Here is an 18103-nt window from a genome sequence, read left to right on the forward strand (position 1 = left end):
GCCCGCACAGTGCATTGAATTACCTGACCCCGGCCGAATACCGGGAGAAACACTTACCCCAACCACGCCTGATTGCTACCTAATCAGTGGTATACCAACTGGGGAAAGGTCACAGGGTGCCTTGGTTTGTTGACCGGGAAGGTACTTTTTTCTTAAATGCTAGACGGGAGATGTGGTGTGCCCACGATGGCACGTTATGCTAATATCATTAATGGCGAACTGTCTATCCGTGCTCGGCGAACTCGCTAGGTTAGTTAGATTTTGTAAGCTGTTGGAATGTTTCGGGAGAGAGGTCAAGCCATTATGCTGAATGAGGGTGAATTTTAAGGGACTTGTAGAATAGTATCGCCCAAAGCTGTCTGATCGATTATTTTGGCCACATTGTGGATGTTCTGCATCTGCCAGAATTCTCGGCAAATAAATGGTTTTCCAGCAGCTTGGTTGAGAAGTAGAATCCATGATCATTAAGGAGATGGTTTTTCGATTTGTAGGCTCGGCGATGAGTTTTTTTCAACTGACTAAAAAGCAGAAGGAATCTAATTTCAATGGAAATAAAAGCTAACGAAATTATTGCGGTTCGAAAAAAACTATCTGAAGACAGTCTTGTTGCTGATCAAGCATTGCAGCACCATAAATGGGTAGCTGAATGGATTAATTCCCTTGCAAAAGATTCCGATTCAATACTGGAGATTGGGTGTGGGAATTGTAAGCTGAGAAATTATTTAAAGGCTCGATACGTTGGTATTGATCCAATTAAACACAGTGACTTAAGTGATGAGGAGTACTTTAGAGTTGGTCACGGAGAGGCTGTGCCGTATCCTGCGGAAAGCTTTGATTTTATATTGGTTAAGGATGCGATTAACTATTTTTCGGATATAGCTCCTGTGCTTAGAGAGGCATCGCGGGTTTTAAATAGCAATGGCTCATTGTTGCTTACTGAAAGTGTTGGAAAGAAATTTCATCCTGCAACGCAAGTAATAAAGAATTTGCTAAAGAAGTACATCGGCGTGGGTAGGAATATTTGGGATTCAACGTACTTGAATTGGTATGGTGTTTACTTTCTAATCAGATCGGCAAAGAGGTTTGGATTTGATTCGGAATTCAAGTATGTGAAGGGGGAGTCTCGGTATTACTTGGTTCTAAAAAAGATTTCGAAACGCCATGACCTCCTCCCGCAAAAACGTAGCGGCGAAAAGTAGAGATTTCTGGCAGATTTAAGCCCTTCCGGGCAGGAGATTTGTCATGAAAAAATCGAAGTTCACCGAAGAGCAGATTGCCTTCGCGTTGCGCCAGGCGGAGTCCGGCACCACCGTCGCCGAGGTCTGCTGCAAGATGGACGTCTCCGAAGCCACCTTCTACAACTGGAAGAAGAAATACGGCGGCCTGGGCGTCAGCGAATTGCGCCGCCTGAAACAACTGGAAGAAGAGAACGCCCGCCTCAAGCGCATGGTCGCCGACCTGAGCCTGGACAAGCAGATGCTGCAGGAAGTCATCCAAAAAAAGGTGTGAGGCCGGCTCGCAAACGCGAGTTGGCCAATTTCCTGATCGACGCGTACCGCGTCAGCATCCGTCGCGCCACCACGGTCATTCAACTGCGGCAAGCTACCTATTTTTATCGCCCTCACCCTCGAGACGATCGTGCGGAGCGGCAGCGAATCCGCGAGATCGCCGCCACCCGCATTCGTTATGGCGCGCGCCGCATCCACGTCCTGCTGCGGCGTGAAGGCTGGCGGATCAATCACAAGAAGACCTACCGGATCTACTGCGAAGAAGGTCTGAACCTGCGGCGCAAACGGCCCAAGCGGCGAGTGGCGGCCGCGCACCGGCAAGCTCGGCCGGCGGTCTCCAGTTTGAATGCCTGCTGGAGCATGGATTTCGTCGCCGATCAGTTGTTCAACGGCCAGAAAATCCGGGCCTTAACTGTGGTGGATAATTTTAGTCGGGAGAGCTTGGCGATCACGGTGTGGATTTCGCGCTGAAAGCCGCAGACGTGGTTGCTATGATGCAGCATGTGCAAGCCTTGCGCGGGACGCCGCAACGAATTCAGGTCGACAACGGCAGCGAGTTTATTTCCCTGGCGCTGGACCAGTGGGCCTATGAGCAAGGCGTCGCGCTGGACTTCTCACGACCAGGGAAACCCACGGATAATGCCTTTATCGAGTCATTTAACGGCAGTCTGCGGGATGAGTGCCTGAATGTGCATTGGTTTTTATTGCTGGATGACGCACGTGAAAAGATCGAGCGTTGGCGGCAGGATTAAAATGAATTCAGGCCGCACAGTTCGCTGGGCGACCAGACCCCGAGCGAGTTCCGACTTGCTCACCTTGAAGCCGGAAATCTCTAGGCTAGACCGTTCGGTTAGCCGGGAGGAGGTCACGGTCGGAAATTTGATTGATTATGCAAAGTGGTGGAGTTTTAGAATGCGTGAGTGGCTTTTTATGGTGTGAATTCTACGTTTTTTTTCAGTTTAATTGATTAAATAAATCAATGTTGGCTAAAGTGCGTTGGGCTAGTTTTTTTGCGCTGAGTTCTTCTAAAAGAAAGCACATAAAAACTGAGATTTCGGGAGGAGTCCAGTTCATCACGGGCTGGTGGGAAGCGGCTGCGTTATGGTGAGTGCAGGCATGCCTAGACATGGTGGCTGTGTTATGTTGGAAAGTACAGGCCTCGCTGTTGCGAGGCCTTATTGTGTACGTTGCCGGTGCTCCGTTTATCAGGCCGTTGTGGAGATATTGGTGCTGGATACGCTGGGTTGCAGCAAGGATTGGTTGGTCTGGTATTGCGATACCGCCAACTGGCCGCTGCCGTTGCGCCGCTGAGCCTGCTCTACCGGGCGGGTGGCCTGGGCCGCGGGTTCGGTCGCGGTTTGGGCGGGCGTCGATGCCGGGGGTGTTGGTTGCTGCTTCGTGGCTGATGCCTGGGCCGTGTTTTGCGTTGCGGCCGGAGCCTGGGTTGTCACGTTGTTATTGGCGGCGGCGTTGTTGCCGGCGCCTGCCGCAGCGGCGGAAGGCGGATTGCCGTTTACGGCCGGAGCAGCCGCGGCCGCGGCCGCGGCCGCAGGTTGCGGCGCGGTGGCCAGCGTGGCCTTGCTCGCAGGCGCGGCGGCGGTTTGCGCGGTCGTTTGCTGAGCGGAAACCTGTTGAGCGGCCTGCTGCGCCCGGCTATTGGTCAGTTGCTGCTGCAGTTGTTGCTCAACCCGGGCGGAGTCTGGATTCTGCCGGACCGCGGTCTGGGTTTGAGGTTCGCTGGTGGCTTTCTGAACGGCGGCCTGGCCGTTTTCCACCGATGTCTGCGCCTGCCGGGTGTTTTGCCCGGCATAGAGCGTTTGCGCGGCGGGGTAGCCTACGCTCGCGATATTTGCCATGGCTAGGGTCCCAATGTTCCTATATCGCTGATATTAGAACATTTTTCTTATTTTGATAAGGTTTTTTCCTGTCTAGTCGAACAGTACCAGTTGCAACATCCGCTGGGCCAGGGCATCCACGTCGAGCTCGCCGTCGCGCCGATACCATTGAACGGTCCAGTGCAGGCTGCCGAGCAGCGTGCGGCGCAGCAGCCGGGTGTCTTGCTTGACCAGGCCGGCGCCGGCAGCTTCGTCCAGCACCTGTTGCCATAGCATTTCGTAGCGGTCGCGCAACACCACCAGGCCGGGCTTGGCCGACTCCGATACGCTGCGCCATTCGTACAGCATGACCTCCAGCGCCGCTTGGTTGTCGCCCAGCAGCGAATGGAGGTGCACGCGGAACAGCGCGGCCAACTTGTCGCGGGTGTCGGTCGCGGCGGCGAGAGCGGCGGCCAGTTGTTCGGTGGTGCTGGCGATGCCCAGCGCCATCACCGCCACCAGGATCTCCTCCTTGGTGCGGAAATGGTAGAACAGGCTGCCGGACTGCATGCCGACGGCGCTGCCCAGATCGCGCACTGTCGTGCGCTCGTAGCCCTGGTCGCGGAACAGGATGGCTGCGGCGCGGATCAGCTCCATGCGCCGGCTGTTTTCCTCGGGAGGGCGGGTGGATTCCACGGCGCTCATGTCAGTCCTGTGCGAGGGGGACGAGGGAAGGGAGCAGTCTCTGCGCAGCCTGCCACACCAGTTCCGGCTGCATTTTTTCCAGGCAGTCGGTATGGCCGTACGGGCAGCTGCGCTCGAAACAGGGGCTGCAGTCCAGATTCAGCGACACGATCTCCGCCCGCTGCGACAGCGGCGGGGTGAAGTCTGGGCTGGAGGAGCCGTACAGCGCCACCAGCGGCTTGTCCAGCGCGGCGGCCACATGCATCAGGCCGGAGTCGTTGCATACGGCCAGCTTGGCCAGTCCCATCAGGTCTATCGCTTCGTCCAGGCCGGTGGCGCCGCACAGGTTGACGGCGGCGTCGCCGGCCAGCCGCGCGATGTCGTCACCGATCTGTTTGTCTTTGGCGGAGCCGAACAGCCACACCGCGTAGCCTGCGGCCTGGAAGCGCTTGGCCAGCTCGGCGAAGTGGCGGGCGGGCCAGCGCTTGGCCGGGCCGTATTCCGCGCCGGGGCAGAAGGCGGCGATGGGACGCGAAATGTCCAGGCCCAGCTTGGCCGCGGCCTGGCGTTGGACGGATGGGGTGGCTATCAGCTGCGGATCGGGAATGGGGCGCGGCAGCGGCTGATTGCGATCTTCCGCCAGCGCGCAGAAGCGCTCCACCATCATCGGCAGTTCTTGCTCGTCCAGTTCGCGGGCGTCGTTGAGCAGGCCGTAGCGCGATTCGCCGAGAAAGCCGGTGCGCAGCGGGATGCCGGCGAACAGCGGAATCAACGCCGATTTCAGCGAATTGGGCAGCACGATGACCTGATCGAAGCGCTCGCGCGCCAGGTGGCGGGCAACCTTCCAGCGTTCGACCAGTCGCAGCGCGCCATGGCCGAAGGGGTTGAGGTGGGACTGGGCCACTTCCGGCATCCGCGCCAAGAGCGGCAAGGTCCAGGCCGGAGCGAACACGTGCAGCTCCAGCCCGGGATGGCGCTGATGCAGGCGGCGGTACAGCGGCTGGGCCATTACGCTGTCACCGACCCAGGAAGGGCCGATGACCAGGATTTTCTTCTTCATGCGGTATTTCCGGTTCCAAACCCAAGCCGGCTGTCCGGTTCAGCGCGGCTTGGGTTTGGCGGCGGCAAGCAAAAAAGGTGTGGCCCTGGCCACACCCTTTGCCATCGAGGCCGGCTGCGGGCTCAGTGATGGTGGCCGACGGGGCCGACCAGCTTGTACTTGGTGCCGCAGTACGGACAGAGGGCTTCGCCGGTCTTGTGCACCGGCAGGTAGACGCGCGGATGCGAGTTCCATGCCTTCATGTCCGGCATCGGGCAGTGCAGCGGCAGGTCGTGCTGGGTGACTTCGATATAGCGTTCGGTATTTTCTTTCTGTTCTGCCATGGTCATTCCTTGTTGCGGCAAGCGGGTGTCCGAAATGCATGTGCCAGCAGGCCGGCTGTGACCGGTCGCTGCTGGCGCGCAGTGCGGATATTACCCGTTTTATTTCACGTATGTGAGCCAGTGTTCGTGTTCGGCGTCCAGGCCCTTGACGATGTTGAAGTAGCGCTTCTGGATTTCGGCGGTGATCGGGCCGCGGCTGCCGGCGCCGATCGGGCGGCGGTCCAGTTCGCGGATCGGGGTCACTTCGGCCGCGGTGCCGGTGAAGAAGGCTTCGTCGGCGCTGTAGACTTCGTCGCGGGTGATGCGCTTCTCGATCAGCTCCAGGCCCATTTCCTTGGCGATCTGCACCACGGTGTCGCGGGTGATGCCTTCCAGCGCGCTGGTCAGGTCCGGAGTATAAAGCTTGCCCTTGCGGACGATGAAGATGTTTTCGCCGGAGCCTTCGGCGACGAAGCCGTCAACGTCCAGCAGCAGCGCCTCGTCGTAGCCGTCGGCGGTGGCTTCGTTGTTGGCCAGGATGGAGTTCATGTAGTTGCCGTTGGCCTTGGCCTTGCACATGGTGATGTTGACGTGGTGGCGGGTGAAGGAGCTGGTCTTCACGCGGATGCCTTTTTCCAGGCCTTCCTCGCCCAAGTAGGCGCCCCACGGCCAGGCGGCGACGATGACCTGCACGTCGTTCTTCATCGGCGCCACGCCCAGCTTGCCGGAGCCATAGAAGGCCATCGGACGGAAATAGCAGGACTTCAGGTCGTTGGCCTTGACCACGTCCAGATGGGCCTGGCTGATCTGTTCCGGGCTGAACGGCAGGGCCATGCCCAGGATCTTGGCGGAGCGGAACAGGCGTTCGGTATGGTCCTGCAGACGGAAGATCGCCGGGCCTTTCGGGGTTTCATAGGCGCGCACGCCTTCGAACACGCCCATGCCGTAGTGCAGGGTGTGGGTCAGCACGTGAGTGGTGGCGTCGCGCCAGTCCACCAGTTTGCCGTCATACCAGATATATCCGTCGCGATCAGCCATCGACATCTCAGTCTTCTCCTGTGTTGTGCTTGGTGTGGCGGCGGGTCGCGCCGGGGCGCCCGCAGCCGTGTTGATGGACCAGTGTATACCGCGGCCCGAGGACTTGTGAACCCGGGATCAGGAAAAATCGAGCGCTTGCTCGAAAACCTGTCTCCAGAGCTCCCGGCCCTGCGCATAAGCCACCCGCAGCGGTTCGTCGACATCCACCGCTTTCTTGTCGTTGAGGCGCGCGGCGTGCTGCAGCCGGCGATACAGCCGGTAGGCGGCGCGCGCGTCTTCGGCCAACTGCCGGTCTATCAGCCCGGCGTCGGCTGCCACCGCCAGCAGCGCGATGTTGCCGGTGTTGCCGGTGAGGGCGGGCAAGGTCTTGGCGTGGGCCAGGATCAGGTACTGGACGATGAACTCGATGTCGATGATGCCGCCGCGGGCGTTTTTCACGTCGCCGTCGTGGGCCGGGTGCGAATCCAGCATGCGCTGGCGCATTGCCAGCACCTCGCCGCGCAGCTTGGCCGGATCGCGCTCCAGGGTGAGGATGGCGTGGCGCTCGGCTTCGAACTGCGCGCCGATGCCGGCGTCGCCGGCGACGAAGCGAGCGCGGGTCAGCGCCTGGTGCTCCCACGCCCAGGCCTGGTTTTCCTGGTATTGGCGGAAGGCGGAGATCGAGCTGACCAGCAGGCCGCTGGCGCCGTTGGGGCGCAGCCGGAGATCAATGTCGTACAGCACGCCGGCGGCGGTGGCGCTGGTCAGCCAGGTGGACAGCTTGCGCGCCAGCCGGGAATACAGGTCGGGGGCGTCGGGGTGTTCGTCGTCGTAGAGGAAAATGATGTCGAGATCCGACGCGTAGCCCAGTTCCTTGCCGCCCAGTTTGCCGTAGCCTATCACCGCGAAGCGCGGCGCTTCGCAGTGGCGCGAGGGGATGTCGCGCCAGGCGTGGCGCAGGGCGGCGTCCAGCACCAGGTCGGCCAGCCGCGACAACTCGTCCGACAGCGCCTCCAGCGTCCACATGCCGGCCAGATCCTGCGCCACCAGCCGGAAGGTCTGCGCATGCTGGAAGTGGCGCAGCGCGTCCATCTTGGCTTCGACATCGCCGTCGGCATGGGCCAACTGCGCCTCCAGCTGGGCGGAGAGCTGCGGCCACTCCGGCGCGGCGTAGAGCACGCGCGCGTCCAGCAGCTCGTCCAGCAGGATGGGGTGGCGGCTGAGGTAGGCGGACACCCAGGCGCTGGACGAGTACAGCGAGGCCAGCCGCTGCAGCGTCTGCGGGTATTCGGTCAGCAGCGCCAAATAGGAGGCGCGGCGGCTGATCGCCTCCATCAGGCCGATGATGCGCGACAACGTGTCGTCGGCGTTGGAAAAGCGCGCGGCCACCTCGATCAGCGCCGGCATCAGCGCGTCCAGCTTCTTGCGGCCGGCCAGCGGCATCTGCAGGTAGCGCTGGCTCTGGGCCAGTCCGGTGAGCTGGCGGGCGGCGGATGCGGGATCGGCGTAGCCGAGGCCGGCCAGCCGGGCTTCGGGATTCTGTTCGGCCACGTCCAGCCACAGTTCGGACAGCGGATGATCTGCGCTGTCCTCGCTCGGCAGGATGAATACCTGCTCGAAGTGGCGGCTGACCTTGCGTCTGATCTCGTCCAGCGCGGCCATGAAGGCGGGCCAGTCGGCGTGGCCCATGCTGGCGGCGATCTTTTGGCGCGTTTCCGGCGCCTCCGGCAGGGTCTGGGTCTGCTGGTCGTCGAGGTACTGCAGCCGGTGCTCCAGATTGCGCAGGAAGGCATAGGCTTCCTGCAGCTCTTCCACCGCGGCCGGCTCCAGCAGCCGCAGCGCCGCCAGCCTGTCCAGCGTGGCGCGGGTGCCGCGCAGCTGGAGCGTGCGGTCGCGGCCGCCGCGTATCAGCTGGAACACCTGGGCGATGAACTCGGCTTCGCGGATGCCGCCGGGCCCCAGCTTGATGTTGTCCGCCATGTCGCGCCGCGCCACCTCGCGGCGGATCTGCGCGTGCAGTTCGCGCATCGCGCCGTAAGCGTTGTAGTCCAGATATTTTCGGTAGACGAAGGGACGGACCAGTTGCGCCAGTCCGTCGGCGTCGCCAGTGATGGCCTTGGCCTTGATCCAGGCGTAGCGCTCCCATTCCCGGCCCTGGGAGAGCAGGTAATTTTCCAGCGCGGCGAAACTCATCACCAGCGGACCGGAGTCGCCGTAGGGGCGCAGCCGCATGTCGACGCGGAATACCTGCCCGTCGGCGGTGGCGTCGTTGAGCAGCGCGATCAGCCGCTTGCCCACCTGGGTGAAGTACTCGTGGTTGCTGATCTTGCGGACGCCGTCGGTTTCGCCGCCTTCCGGATAGATGAAGATCAGGTCGATGTCTGAGCTGGCGTTGAGCTCGCCGCCGCCCAGCTTGCCCATGCCGACCACGATCAGCTGCTGCGGCTCGCCGCTGTCCTCGCCGATGGGCCGGCCGTATTGCGGCAGCGACGCGGCGGCGCAGGCCAGCGCCTGGCGGACGGCGAATTCGGCCAGCAGGCTGACGGTGGACACCACTTCGTCCAGCGTGGCCAGGCCTTCCAGGTCGCGGCAGATCAGCCGCGCCATCACCGCTTGCCGCAGACGGCGCAGGGCCGGCGCCAGCGCCTCGGGCGCATCCAGCGCTGGCCAGTCGGCGAATGCCTGCATATCCTCAATGGAAAAGGGATGGCGAAGGCATTGCTCCAGTCGGCTCCGCTCCTCCGGCCGCGCGGCCAGAAGACGGTGCAAATATTGGGAAAACTCGCAACTGCGGGCAATGGCAGCGCTCGTGTTTGCTGGCATAATAGCTCCGGACGGCTTGGCGCGGCTCACCGCGCCGGGGGCGGCTGCGGCCGGTTTCGCGCCGTGTTTTTCCTAACGCCATTGTAACGGTTTGCCATTGTTGAAAAAGCCCTCGTCGCCGTTGTCCCATATCCACGTCCTGCGCGTCGTCAAGCGCAGCCTGCTGGTGCTGGCCGTGTCGCTGTTCACGGCCTGCGCGCTGGTGTCCGCCGCGTTCGCGGCTTTCACGTACTGGCTGTTGCCCAATCTGGACCAATACCGGCCCCGGCTGGAGCAAACCCTGTCCGGCGCGCTTGGACACCATGTCAGCATCGGCCGCTTGAGCGGCCATTGGCAGGACGTGGCTCCCCAGTTCGAATTGTCCGGCGTGTCCATCGCCAATCCGGTATCCGGGCAGGCGCTGACGCTGAGCCGCGTGACGGTGCAGCCGTCCTGGACCTCGCTGTGGACCTGGGAGCCGAGGCTGGCGATGCGCGTGGACGGCCCGTCGGTGGAGTTGCGGCGAGGCGCCGACGGCGTCATCTATCTGAATGGCTTCGATCTCACCAGCGGCCCGTCCAGCGACAACGCGCTGGGCAACTGGCTGCTGCGCCAGCCATCGCTGGAAATCCAGAACGCCCGGCTGAGCTGGCAGGATGAAAGGCTGGGCCTCCCGCGGCTGGACCTGCAGCGCGGCCAACTGACGCTGGACCGGCATCTGCTGGGGCACCGGCTGCAATTGTCCGGCGTGCCGGCGGCCACGCTGGGCAAGGGCTTCCAGCTGAGCGCCAGCTGGCGCGGCGACGACATCAACGGCTGGGAGAGGTGGTCGGGTTCGGTCAAGGTGGCGCTCAACGGCGCCCGCGCCGATGTCTGGTCGCGCTATATGCGGGAGCTGGGCGTGCTGCACCGGGGCGAAGGCGACGGCACGCTGGAGATGTCGTTCTCCGATGGCAGCGTCAGCAGCCTGCTGGCCGACGTCAGCGTGCGCAATGCCGCCTACACGCCGCCCAGCGCGCGCGAGCTGGTGTTGCCTCAATTGCAGGGCAAGCTGCAGCTGGACCGGCAGTCCGGCGGCAGCTACAAGATCGTCGCCAGCGACCTGACCCTTGCCAGCGCCACCGGGCTCGCTTTCGACAAGTCCTCGATCAAGGGACAGTGGCAGCCTGGCGCGAAAGGCGGCGGCGAACTGACGCTGGACAATGTCGATGTCGGCCATCTGACGCCCCTCATCCACGCCTTGGGCGTGGACGCCAATCCGCTGTTCGCGCGCTTCTCGCCGCGCGGCGCGCTGCATGATGTGACGCTGGCCTGGCAAGGCGCGGCGGAGGCGCCTTCCAGCTTCAAGGTGAAGACCCGTTTCGAGGCGCTGGGCTGGCAACCGTTCGCCGATCTGCCGGGCGTGTCCGGCGTGTCCGGGCGCATCGAGTTCAGCGAAGCCGGCGGCCGGCTGGCGCTAGATACCGGCAAGGCCGAAGTCAATTATCCGGCGGTATTCGCCCAGGTTTTGCCTTTCGATCGTCTGTCTGCCGATGTGGAGTGGAAGCAGAAGCAAGGACGGCTGGACATCGATTTACATAAGGTGGCCTTCGCCAACGCGGATCTGAGCGGCGAGCTGAGCGGCAGCTACCGCCACGCGGGCGAAGGTTCGGGCAGCGTGGACCTGAGCGCCGGCATCGAGCAGGTCAAGGCGGTCCGGATCGCAGCCTATCTGCCCCATCACGTCGGAGAGCATACGACCCGCTGGCTGCGCCAAGGCTTGCAGGATGGCGTGGCGCGCAATCTGAAGATGAAGCTGTCTGGCGATCTGGACAAGTTTCCCTTCGCCGGCGGCAAGGGCGGAGAGTTCCTGGTCGAAGCGGATATCGAGAAGGCCAAGCTGCTGTACCAGCAAGGCTGGCCGGCGATCGACGATATCGACGCCAGGCTGCGTTTCCACAATGAAGGCATGCAGGTGCTGGCGCAGCGGGCGACCACGGTGGGCGTGCCTCTGCGCGAGGTGACGGCGGAGATAGGCCAGCTGGGCGCGGATGTGCCGTGGCTGAAGATAGACGGCAAGGTGGAGGATCGGCTGGACCGCATGCTGGCCTTCACCACCAAGAGCCCGGTGGACGGCTGGCTGGGCGGCTTTACCGGCCGCATCCGCGCCAGCGGTCAGGCGGCGCTGAGACTGAAACTGGACGTGCCCTTGGCCGGCAGCGACTCCACCCGCGTGCGCGGCGATCTGGATTTCCAGCGCAACTCTCTGAAGCTGGGCGGCTTGCCGCTGCCGGAGCTTGACGCGGCACAGGGGCGGCTGACTTTCACCGAGCGCGGCGTGGACAGCAAGGGATTGCAGCTGAAGGCTTTCGGCGGCCCGTTCCGGCTGGCGGCCCATACCGGCGCCGACAAGCGCATGCGTTTCGAGATTGCCGGCGACGCCGACAATCGAGCGGTGCTGCAGCAGTATCTGCCGTCTCTCGCGCCGCTGGCCGGCGGCCGCTCCCGTTTCGACGGGCAGTTCGTGGTCCGCGATGGATTGGAGAGCCTGCAATTGACGTCCAGCCTGCAGGGGTTGTCGCTGGACGCGCCCAAGCCGTTCGGCAAGACGGCGGCGGCGGCGCTGCCATTGCAGCTGCAACTGAAGCCTGCGCCGGCGCGCTTCGCCGGCGCCATGCGGCTGGAGTTCCAGCTGGCTGATTTGCTGGCCGGGCGCTTGCGCTTGGGCGGGGACGGCGAGTTGCAGGCCGGCGCGTTGGGCATAGGGCGCCAGCCCGGAGAGTTTCCCGCCAGTGGACTGGCGCTGAGGCTGCAACAGCCGCGCATCGATCTGGACGACTGGCTGCCGTGGGCCGCCAAGCTGGACGCGGGCGGCAAGGGCGGCGCGCAGTCCGGCGCGCCGTTGACGGTGGATGTGGACACGCCGGCGCTGTCCGCCGCCGGTTTCACCTTGCACCAGGTCAGCGCCCGGGTGTCCCATCGCGGACAGGGCGGGCAATGGAGCGCGCAATTGCGCTCGCGCGAAGCGGTGGGCGAGGTGGATTACCTGGCCGACGGCGGCGGCCAGCTGCATGCCGACCTGAGCAGGCTGGCGTTGAATTGGCCGCTGCGCGCCGAAAGCGGGGCCGCGCCGTCGTCGCTGAAGCAGCAGTTGCCGGCGATGAAGGTGCACATAGGGGAGCTGCTGCTGCAGAACCGCAGCATCGGCCAGTTGGACATGATGGCGCGCCGCGACGGCAGCGTGTGGCGGATGGACCCGTTGAAGCTGGTCGCGCCGGAGGGCACGCTGACCGGCAGCATGCAGGTGGACGAGCAGGGCGCGGGGCGCGTCGACAGCCGTTTTGCTCTGGATGTGGGCAATGCCGGCAAATTGCTGGCCCGCTTTGGCCAGGGCGATGTGTTCCGCAACGGCCAGGGCCGGCTGGCGGGGCAGCTGAGCTGGCCGGGCGGCTTGAGCGATCTGGACGCCGCCCACCTGTCCGGACAGATGGAGCTGGACTTCAAGAACGGCCGCTTCGCCAAGGTGGACCCCGGCGCGGCGCGGCTCTTGGGCGCGCTGAGCCTGCAATCGCTGCCGCGGCGGATACGGCTGGATTTCACCGACGTCTTCAGCGACGGCTTCGCCTTTGATACTCTGCAGGGGAAGGCCAGCGTGCGCGACGGCGTGTTCCGTTCAGACAAGGTGGAGATGAAGAGTCCGTCCGCCGAAGTCAATATCGCCGGCAGCGTGGACCTGGCCAGCGAAACGCAGTCGCTGAAGGTGAAGGTGGTGCCGCACGTGGCTGAGAGCGTGGCGCTGGCGGCCGGCGCTGCCCTGCTCAATCCAGTGGTAGGCATCGCCACCCTGGCTGCGCAGAAGGTTTTGCAGGACCCGGTGGGCAAGATACTGTCGCTTGAATACGAGGTGAGCGGTTCGTTGAAAGATCCCCAGGTGAAGCGGGTGAATGTCGGCGATCCGGTCCAGATCAAGGGGAAAAAACCATGAAACAAAAGTTTGTCGCCGCCGCCGTGCAGATGGTGTCCGGTTGCGGTCTGGAAGCCAATCTGGCCCGCGCTGATCAATTGCTGGCCGAGGCCGCCGCGCGCGGCGCCAGCCTGGCGGTGCTGCCGGAGTATTTTTGCCTGATGGGGGAAAGGGAGACCGACAAGGTGGCCCTGCGCGAACCATTCGGCAACGGCCCCATCCAGCAGGCGCTGTCGGAAATGGCGCGCCGCCACGGTTTGTGGCTGCTGGGCGGAACGGTGCCGCTGCTTTGCGAGGAGGAGGGCAAGGTGCTCAACAGCAGCCTGCTCTACAATCCGCAGGGAGAGGTAGCGGCGCGTTACGACAAGATCCACCTGTTCGGCTTCACCGGACAGGGCGAGAGCTACTGCGAGTCCAACACCATACGTCCGGGCGCGACGCCGACCAAGGCGGAGACGCCGCTGGCGGACATCGCCTTCGGCATCTGCTACGACCTGCGCTTCCCGGAGCTGTTCCGGATGCTGGCGCCGTTCGACCTGCTGATCCTGCCGGCGGCGTTCACCGCCACCACCGGCGAAGCGCACTGGGAGCCGCTGCTGCGGGCCCGGGCGATAGAAAACCAGTGTTACCTGATCGCCTCCGCCCAGGGCGGAACGCATGAAAACGGCCGCAAGACGCATGGCCACTCGATGATCATCGACCCGTGGGGACGCATCCTCGCCGAGCTGCCGGACGGCGAGGGCGTGGTCACCGCCGAGATCGATCCCGAATTGATACACTCGGTGCGGGGCCGCCTGCCGGCTCTGGCGCACCGGGCCATACGCTGAAAGAACGATATGCAAGACGCCTTCACCGCCGCAGACGAACTGCTGCTCAAACCCTACGGCCTGGACGAGGCCGCGCTCGAGCGCACGCTGGCGCACATGCGCCACCATGCCATCGACTACGCCGATCTTTACTTCCAGTACACCCGCAACGAGGGCTGGCACCTGGAGGAGGGCATCGTCAAGTCCGGCAGCTTCAGCATCGACCAGGGCGTCGGCGTGCGCGCCGTCGCCGGGGACAAGACCGCCTTCGCCTATTCCGACGCCATCAACCAGGACGCGCTCACCCGCGCGGCCGAGGCCGTGCGCGCGATCGGCAACGCCGGCGGCGACGGCAGCGCCGGCGCGGTGGAAAAGCGCAAGCCGAAGTCGTTGTATCCGTCCATCGATCCCTGTCACAGCCTGGAGGCCGCCGCCAAGGTGGCGTTGCTGGAAAAGGTGGAAAAGCTGGCCAAGGCGATCGATCCGCGCGTGATCCAGGTGATGGCCGGCCTGGCGATGGAGTACGACGTGGTCTACGTCGCGCGCCATGACGGCGTGAGGGCGGCCGACGTGCGCCCGCTGGTGCGGATGTCGGTGTCGGTGATCGCCGAACAGAACGGCCGGCGCGAGCAGGGCGCCGCTGGCGGCGGCGGCCGTTTCGACCTTGCCTATTTCGACGACGCCGTGGTGGAGCGCTACGTGCGCGAGGCGGTCAAGCAGGCGCTGGTGAACCTGGATTCCCGCCCGGCGCCGGCCGGCCAGATGACCGTGGTGTTGGGGCCGGGCTGGCCGGGCGTGCTGTTGCACGAGGCGATCGGCCACGGTTTGGAGGGCGATTTCAATCGCAAGGGCACTTCGGCGTTCTCCGGCAAGATGGGCGAACGCGTGGCCGCGCCGGGCGTGACGGTGGTGGACGACGGCGTGATGGGCGGCCGCCGCGGCGCGCTGGCCATCGACGACGAGGGCAATGCCACCCAGCGCACCGTGCTGATCGAGGACGGCATTCTCAAAGGCTATATGCAGGACGCGATGAACTCGCGGCTGATGCAGGTGGCGCCCACCGGCAATGGCCGCCGCGAGTCGTACGCCAGCATCCCGATGCCGCGGATGACCAACACCTATATGCTGGCCGGCGAGCGCGATCCGCAGGAAATCATCGCTTCGGTCAAGGATGGCCTGTACGCGGTGAATTTCGGCGGCGGCCAGGTGGACATCACCAGCGGCAAGTTCGTGTTCTCGGCATCGGAGGCCTGGCGCATCGAGAATGGCAAGCTGACCTACCCGGTCAAGGGCGCCACGCTGATCGGCAGCGGCCCCGAGGTGTTGAACTACGTGTCGATGATAGGCAACGACCTGGCGCTGGACCAGGGCGTGGGCGTGTGCGGCAAGGAGGGCCAGAGCGTGCCGGTAGGCGTTGGCCAGCCCACGCTGCGCATAGACGGCGGCCTGACCGTGGGCGGCACCGGCGGCTGATCGTCCTTGCCAAGGCCGGGCATGCGCCCGGCCTTTTTCACGCCGTCATGGCTGCATGCCTTGCGCTTCCAGCGCGAGCGCCAGCCTCTCCAGTCCAATGCCGAAACCGGCGCCCTCCCGATAGGCGCCGCCGCCTGCGAGCTGTTTCTGCGCGCCCAGCTCCGGCGCGCGCATCTCGAATCCTTCCCCGTTCAGATAGTAGCTCAGCCCGCGCTTGGCCATGCCGTCCAGCTCGTAGCGCAGACCCAGGCTGTCCAAAAAGCCGCGGCACAGCGTCAGGCTGCGCTCAAACGCGGCGGCGGGATCAGGCCCCAGATACTCATAGCCCAGCTGGGTGAATTCCCGATAGCGGCCAGCTTGCGGCCGCTCGTAGCGATAGCAGCGCGCGGCATAGAAAAATCCGGCCTCGCGTCTGCCGTTCAAAAACGCCCGGCTTCTTTCCTGAAACAGCGCGGTGGCTTCCGGTATCAGGCAGCAGGCACGGCCTTTGCGGTCCGGGAAAGCCCACATCTGCTCGAGTATTTCGCTGCCGCCGGCCTTGGCGACGAAAGTGTCTTGCCCCCATAAAGCGGGAAGAATGGCTTCTTCCGCGCCAGCGTCAATGAAGCCAGCTCCGGAAACGGTTTTCCAGTTGGCGAAGAATGGCGGCCTCGCGGCCGCTGACGATGCGGGTGCCTCGGATCATGGTCATGATGCTTTCCTTTCAGGATTCGCGCGGAGCGCGCGGGAAATAAAAAAGGCGCCTTGCGGCGCCGGTCTGTGCGGTGGCTGATGGGTTGAACGGATCAGCCCCCGTTTCCCTCCCAGCCTGCGCGCACCGACGCGGCGCCCTTGGACAGGGCGTGATGGTGGCGATGGCATTGGAAGGTTTTCATGTTTGCAGCATGACTATTGTCCAGCCCGGATGTCAAGCTATCCGCCGCTTCCATCCTTAGAACCAGGCCCGCGCGCGAAGGCGAGGCGCGGCTGATCTTGATCAAAAACGATGATGCTTTCGTCATTTTAAGCTGCGGCGACGGCTCGCAGAGGCGGGCCGCGTCATAAACCAAAACAAGATTGGATTACGCGATGAGCAAGATGCATAACAGGATTCTGGCGGCTGGCGCGTGCGCGCTGGCATTGGGCGCGTCTGTCACCGCCGGCGCGGCGACCATTACGCCGCCGGGGGCGGGAGGGGCGGCGATCCCGTTCTCCGCGGTGGGGCCGGCGGTGGTCAGCAAGTCGGGCGTGGATGTCGACTGCAGCGCGGTGTTCAGCGGCACGGTGGACGGCGCCGGCAACATCCTGATCACCAGCGCCGCCTTCAAGGGCATTCCAGTGTGCAGGATGATCAAGGCCAGCGCCACGGCGGCCGCGCCATGGGTGGGCAAGGTGGCCTCGTTCAACCAGCTGACGATCGACCAGGTGATGGTGAACGTCAACACGCCCATCCTGGGAGGGCAGTGCGGTCCGAGCCTGGTCGGCGGGCAGATAGGCGACAGCGGCAGCGAGACCACGATTTCGCTGTCGGCAGCGCCTTTGGCTGGCGGCTGCGCGATCTCTGCCACGCTGGCCACCACGCCCTATATGCACGTGACGCCTTGATCCTGGGCTGGCATGGGAAGCCCTAGGCGCAGGGCTTCCCGATGGATCAGACGCGGGCCTGGCCGGCCTGGCCGATCTCGGGCTGCGGCATCGCGTCGTCGGCGCGCCACCTGCGCCGCGAGGCCCGCAGCGCATAGGCGCGGCGATAGGCGGCGGGAGTCAGCCCGGTCTGGCGGCGGAACAGGCGGCGAAAAGCGCAGGGGTCGTCGTAGCCGCATTGCTCGACGATGCCGGGCAGATCCAGCATGGTGACTTCCAGCAGCAGCTTGGCGCGCTCCACCCGCAGTTGTTGCAGGTAGTCCAGCGGCGTCATGTCGGCCACCTCGCGGAAATGGCGCAACAAGGTGCGGCTGCTGACCGCGGCGGCGGCCGCCACCCTGCCCAGGCTGTAGGGTTCGGCCACGTGTTGCTCCAGCCAGCGCCGCGCCTTGAACACCACGCTGTCCCGAGTGGGCGTGCTCAACGCGGACAGCGTCTGCGCCGATTGCTCGAACCTCGCCGGCAGGTACAACAGTCCGTTGGTACAGCGCTGCGCCAGTTCGTCTCCGGCAAAATGGCGGACCAGCTCCAGCACCAGCTCGGTAGCCGCCGCCGGCGCGCCGCTGCAGAACACACTGCCGTCCTGCGTGACTGGCCTGTCCATCAGCAGCTTCACCCTTGGGTGGCTGCTGGAGAACCAGCCGGCGATCAGCCAGGTGATGGTGGCGTTGCGGCCGTCCAGGATGCCGGCGCGGGCCAGCAGCGCGGCGCCGTTGTAATTGGTGGCGATGACATCGCCGGCGGCATGGCGCAGGGCGATCAGCCGCAGCGCCTTGTCGGCCCGATCCAGCTGCTGCTTCAGTTGCGGCACGCTGTCCATGTCCAGTCCGGGCACCAGCAGCGCGCAGCGCGCGGCGGCCGGACGGGCGGGAGAGGCGGGCAGCCACGCGGGCAGCGGCTGTTCCGCGCCATCGCTGTCGAGCAGCCGCCAGCTGAACGGCGGCGTTTTCCGCCTGGGGTGGTGAAGATGCCACAGTTTATTGGCCGCATGCAGCACGTCGATGGCGGAAAACAGCGTCCCGCTGAGGCAATTCGGCAGGCAAAACAGGTCTATGCAGGCGTTCATATCGG

13 protein-coding genes and 1 pseudogene are annotated in these 18103 nt (G+C 64.1%); 6 read left to right on the top strand and 8 right to left on the bottom strand.

Features of this window, described 5'->3' with window-relative positions; all coding sequences use genetic code 11:
* The first annotated feature begins 545 nt into the window (after nucleotides 1-545).
* Together VL52_RS23705 and VL52_RS24370 are read left to right on the top strand one after the other, a co-directional pair.
* Nucleotides 546-1199, top strand: a complete 654-nt coding sequence (locus VL52_RS23705) for a class I SAM-dependent methyltransferase (protein ID WP_082113602.1) — start codon at nucleotides 546-548, stop codon at nucleotides 1197-1199.
* Between the two features lie 43 nt (nucleotides 1200-1242).
* A pseudogene (locus VL52_RS24370) lies at nucleotides 1243-2344 on the top strand (IS3 family transposase).
* Nucleotides 2345-2713: 369 nt separating this feature from the next.
* Here the strand turns inward: VL52_RS24370 and VL52_RS03605 are convergent.
* From VL52_RS03605 to glnE, 6 genes are all read right to left on the bottom strand, one after another.
* Nucleotides 2714-3364 carry a hypothetical protein gene (locus VL52_RS03605; protein ID WP_046155759.1) on the bottom strand — a complete coding sequence of 217 codons (651 nt, stop codon included), beginning with the start codon at nucleotides 3362-3364 and terminating at the stop codon, nucleotides 2714-2716.
* Between the two features lie 72 nt (nucleotides 3365-3436).
* Entirely contained in the window at nucleotides 3437-4027 is a 591-nt protein-coding gene (locus tag VL52_RS03610; RefSeq protein ID WP_046155760.1) for a TetR/AcrR family transcriptional regulator, read from the bottom strand.
* 1 nt (nucleotide 4028) lies between these two features.
* Nucleotides 4029-5066 carry a lipopolysaccharide heptosyltransferase II gene (waaF, locus tag VL52_RS03615; protein ID WP_046155761.1) on the bottom strand — a complete coding sequence of 346 codons (1038 nt, stop codon included), beginning with the start codon at nucleotides 5064-5066 and terminating at the stop codon, nucleotides 4029-4031.
* Between the two features lie 122 nt (nucleotides 5067-5188).
* Nucleotides 5189-5389 (bottom strand): zinc-finger domain-containing protein, encoded by a 201-nt coding sequence (locus tag VL52_RS03620; RefSeq protein WP_021475366.1) that lies wholly within the window; start codon nucleotides 5387-5389, stop codon nucleotides 5189-5191.
* Nucleotides 5390-5488: 99 nt separating this feature from the next.
* Entirely contained in the window at nucleotides 5489-6412 is a 924-nt protein-coding gene (locus VL52_RS03625; protein ID WP_046155762.1) for a branched-chain amino acid transaminase, read from the bottom strand.
* A 111-nt stretch (nucleotides 6413-6523) separates the two neighbouring features.
* Entirely contained in the window at nucleotides 6524-9208 is a 2685-nt protein-coding gene (gene glnE, locus VL52_RS03630; RefSeq protein ID WP_046155763.1) for a bifunctional [glutamate--ammonia ligase]-adenylyl-L-tyrosine phosphorylase/[glutamate--ammonia-ligase] adenylyltransferase, read from the bottom strand.
* 100 nt (nucleotides 9209-9308) lie between these two features.
* Between glnE and VL52_RS03635 the strand changes: the two genes are divergently transcribed.
* Genes VL52_RS03635 through tldD form a run of 3 tightly spaced genes read left to right on the top strand, consistent with a single transcriptional unit; the run spans nucleotide 9309 to nucleotide 15409 of the window.
* Nucleotides 9309-13151, top strand: a complete 3843-nt coding sequence (locus VL52_RS03635; RefSeq protein WP_160298907.1) for a YhdP family protein — start codon at nucleotides 9309-9311, stop codon at nucleotides 13149-13151.
* A complete protein-coding gene (locus VL52_RS03640; protein ID WP_046155764.1) occupies nucleotides 13148-13957 on the top strand; it encodes a carbon-nitrogen hydrolase family protein in 810 nt (269 codons plus the stop codon). Before VL52_RS03635 ends, VL52_RS03640 begins: the two co-directional genes overlap by 4 nt.
* Before the next feature lie 9 nt (nucleotides 13958-13966).
* Nucleotides 13967-15409: a metalloprotease TldD gene (gene tldD / locus VL52_RS03645; protein ID WP_021475371.1), complete on the top strand. Its 1443-nt coding sequence runs from the start codon at nucleotides 13967-13969 to the stop codon at nucleotides 15407-15409.
* 45 nt (nucleotides 15410-15454) lie between these two features.
* Here tldD and VL52_RS03650 read toward each other — a convergent pair whose 3' ends face one another.
* Nucleotides 15455-16012 (bottom strand): ATP phosphoribosyltransferase regulatory subunit, encoded by a 558-nt coding sequence (locus VL52_RS03650; RefSeq protein ID WP_046155765.1) that lies wholly within the window; start codon nucleotides 16010-16012, stop codon nucleotides 15455-15457.
* A gap of 465 nt (nucleotides 16013-16477) precedes the next feature.
* Between VL52_RS03650 and VL52_RS03655 the strand changes: the two genes are divergently transcribed.
* Complete coding sequence (locus VL52_RS03655) at nucleotides 16478-16993, top strand: PraA/PraB family alkane oxidation protein activator (protein WP_052729098.1); 516 nt, start codon at nucleotides 16478-16480, stop codon at nucleotides 16991-16993.
* A gap of 46 nt (nucleotides 16994-17039) precedes the next feature.
* Here VL52_RS03655 and VL52_RS03660 read toward each other — a convergent pair whose 3' ends face one another.
* Entirely contained in the window at nucleotides 17040-18098 is a 1059-nt protein-coding gene (locus tag VL52_RS03660; protein WP_046155766.1) for a GlxA family transcriptional regulator, read from the bottom strand.
* Nucleotides 18099-18103 lie beyond the last annotated feature (5 nt).

This window comes from Chromobacterium vaccinii (genome assembly GCF_000971335.1).
Taxonomy (GTDB): Bacteria; Pseudomonadota; Gammaproteobacteria; order Burkholderiales; family Chromobacteriaceae; genus Chromobacterium; species Chromobacterium vaccinii.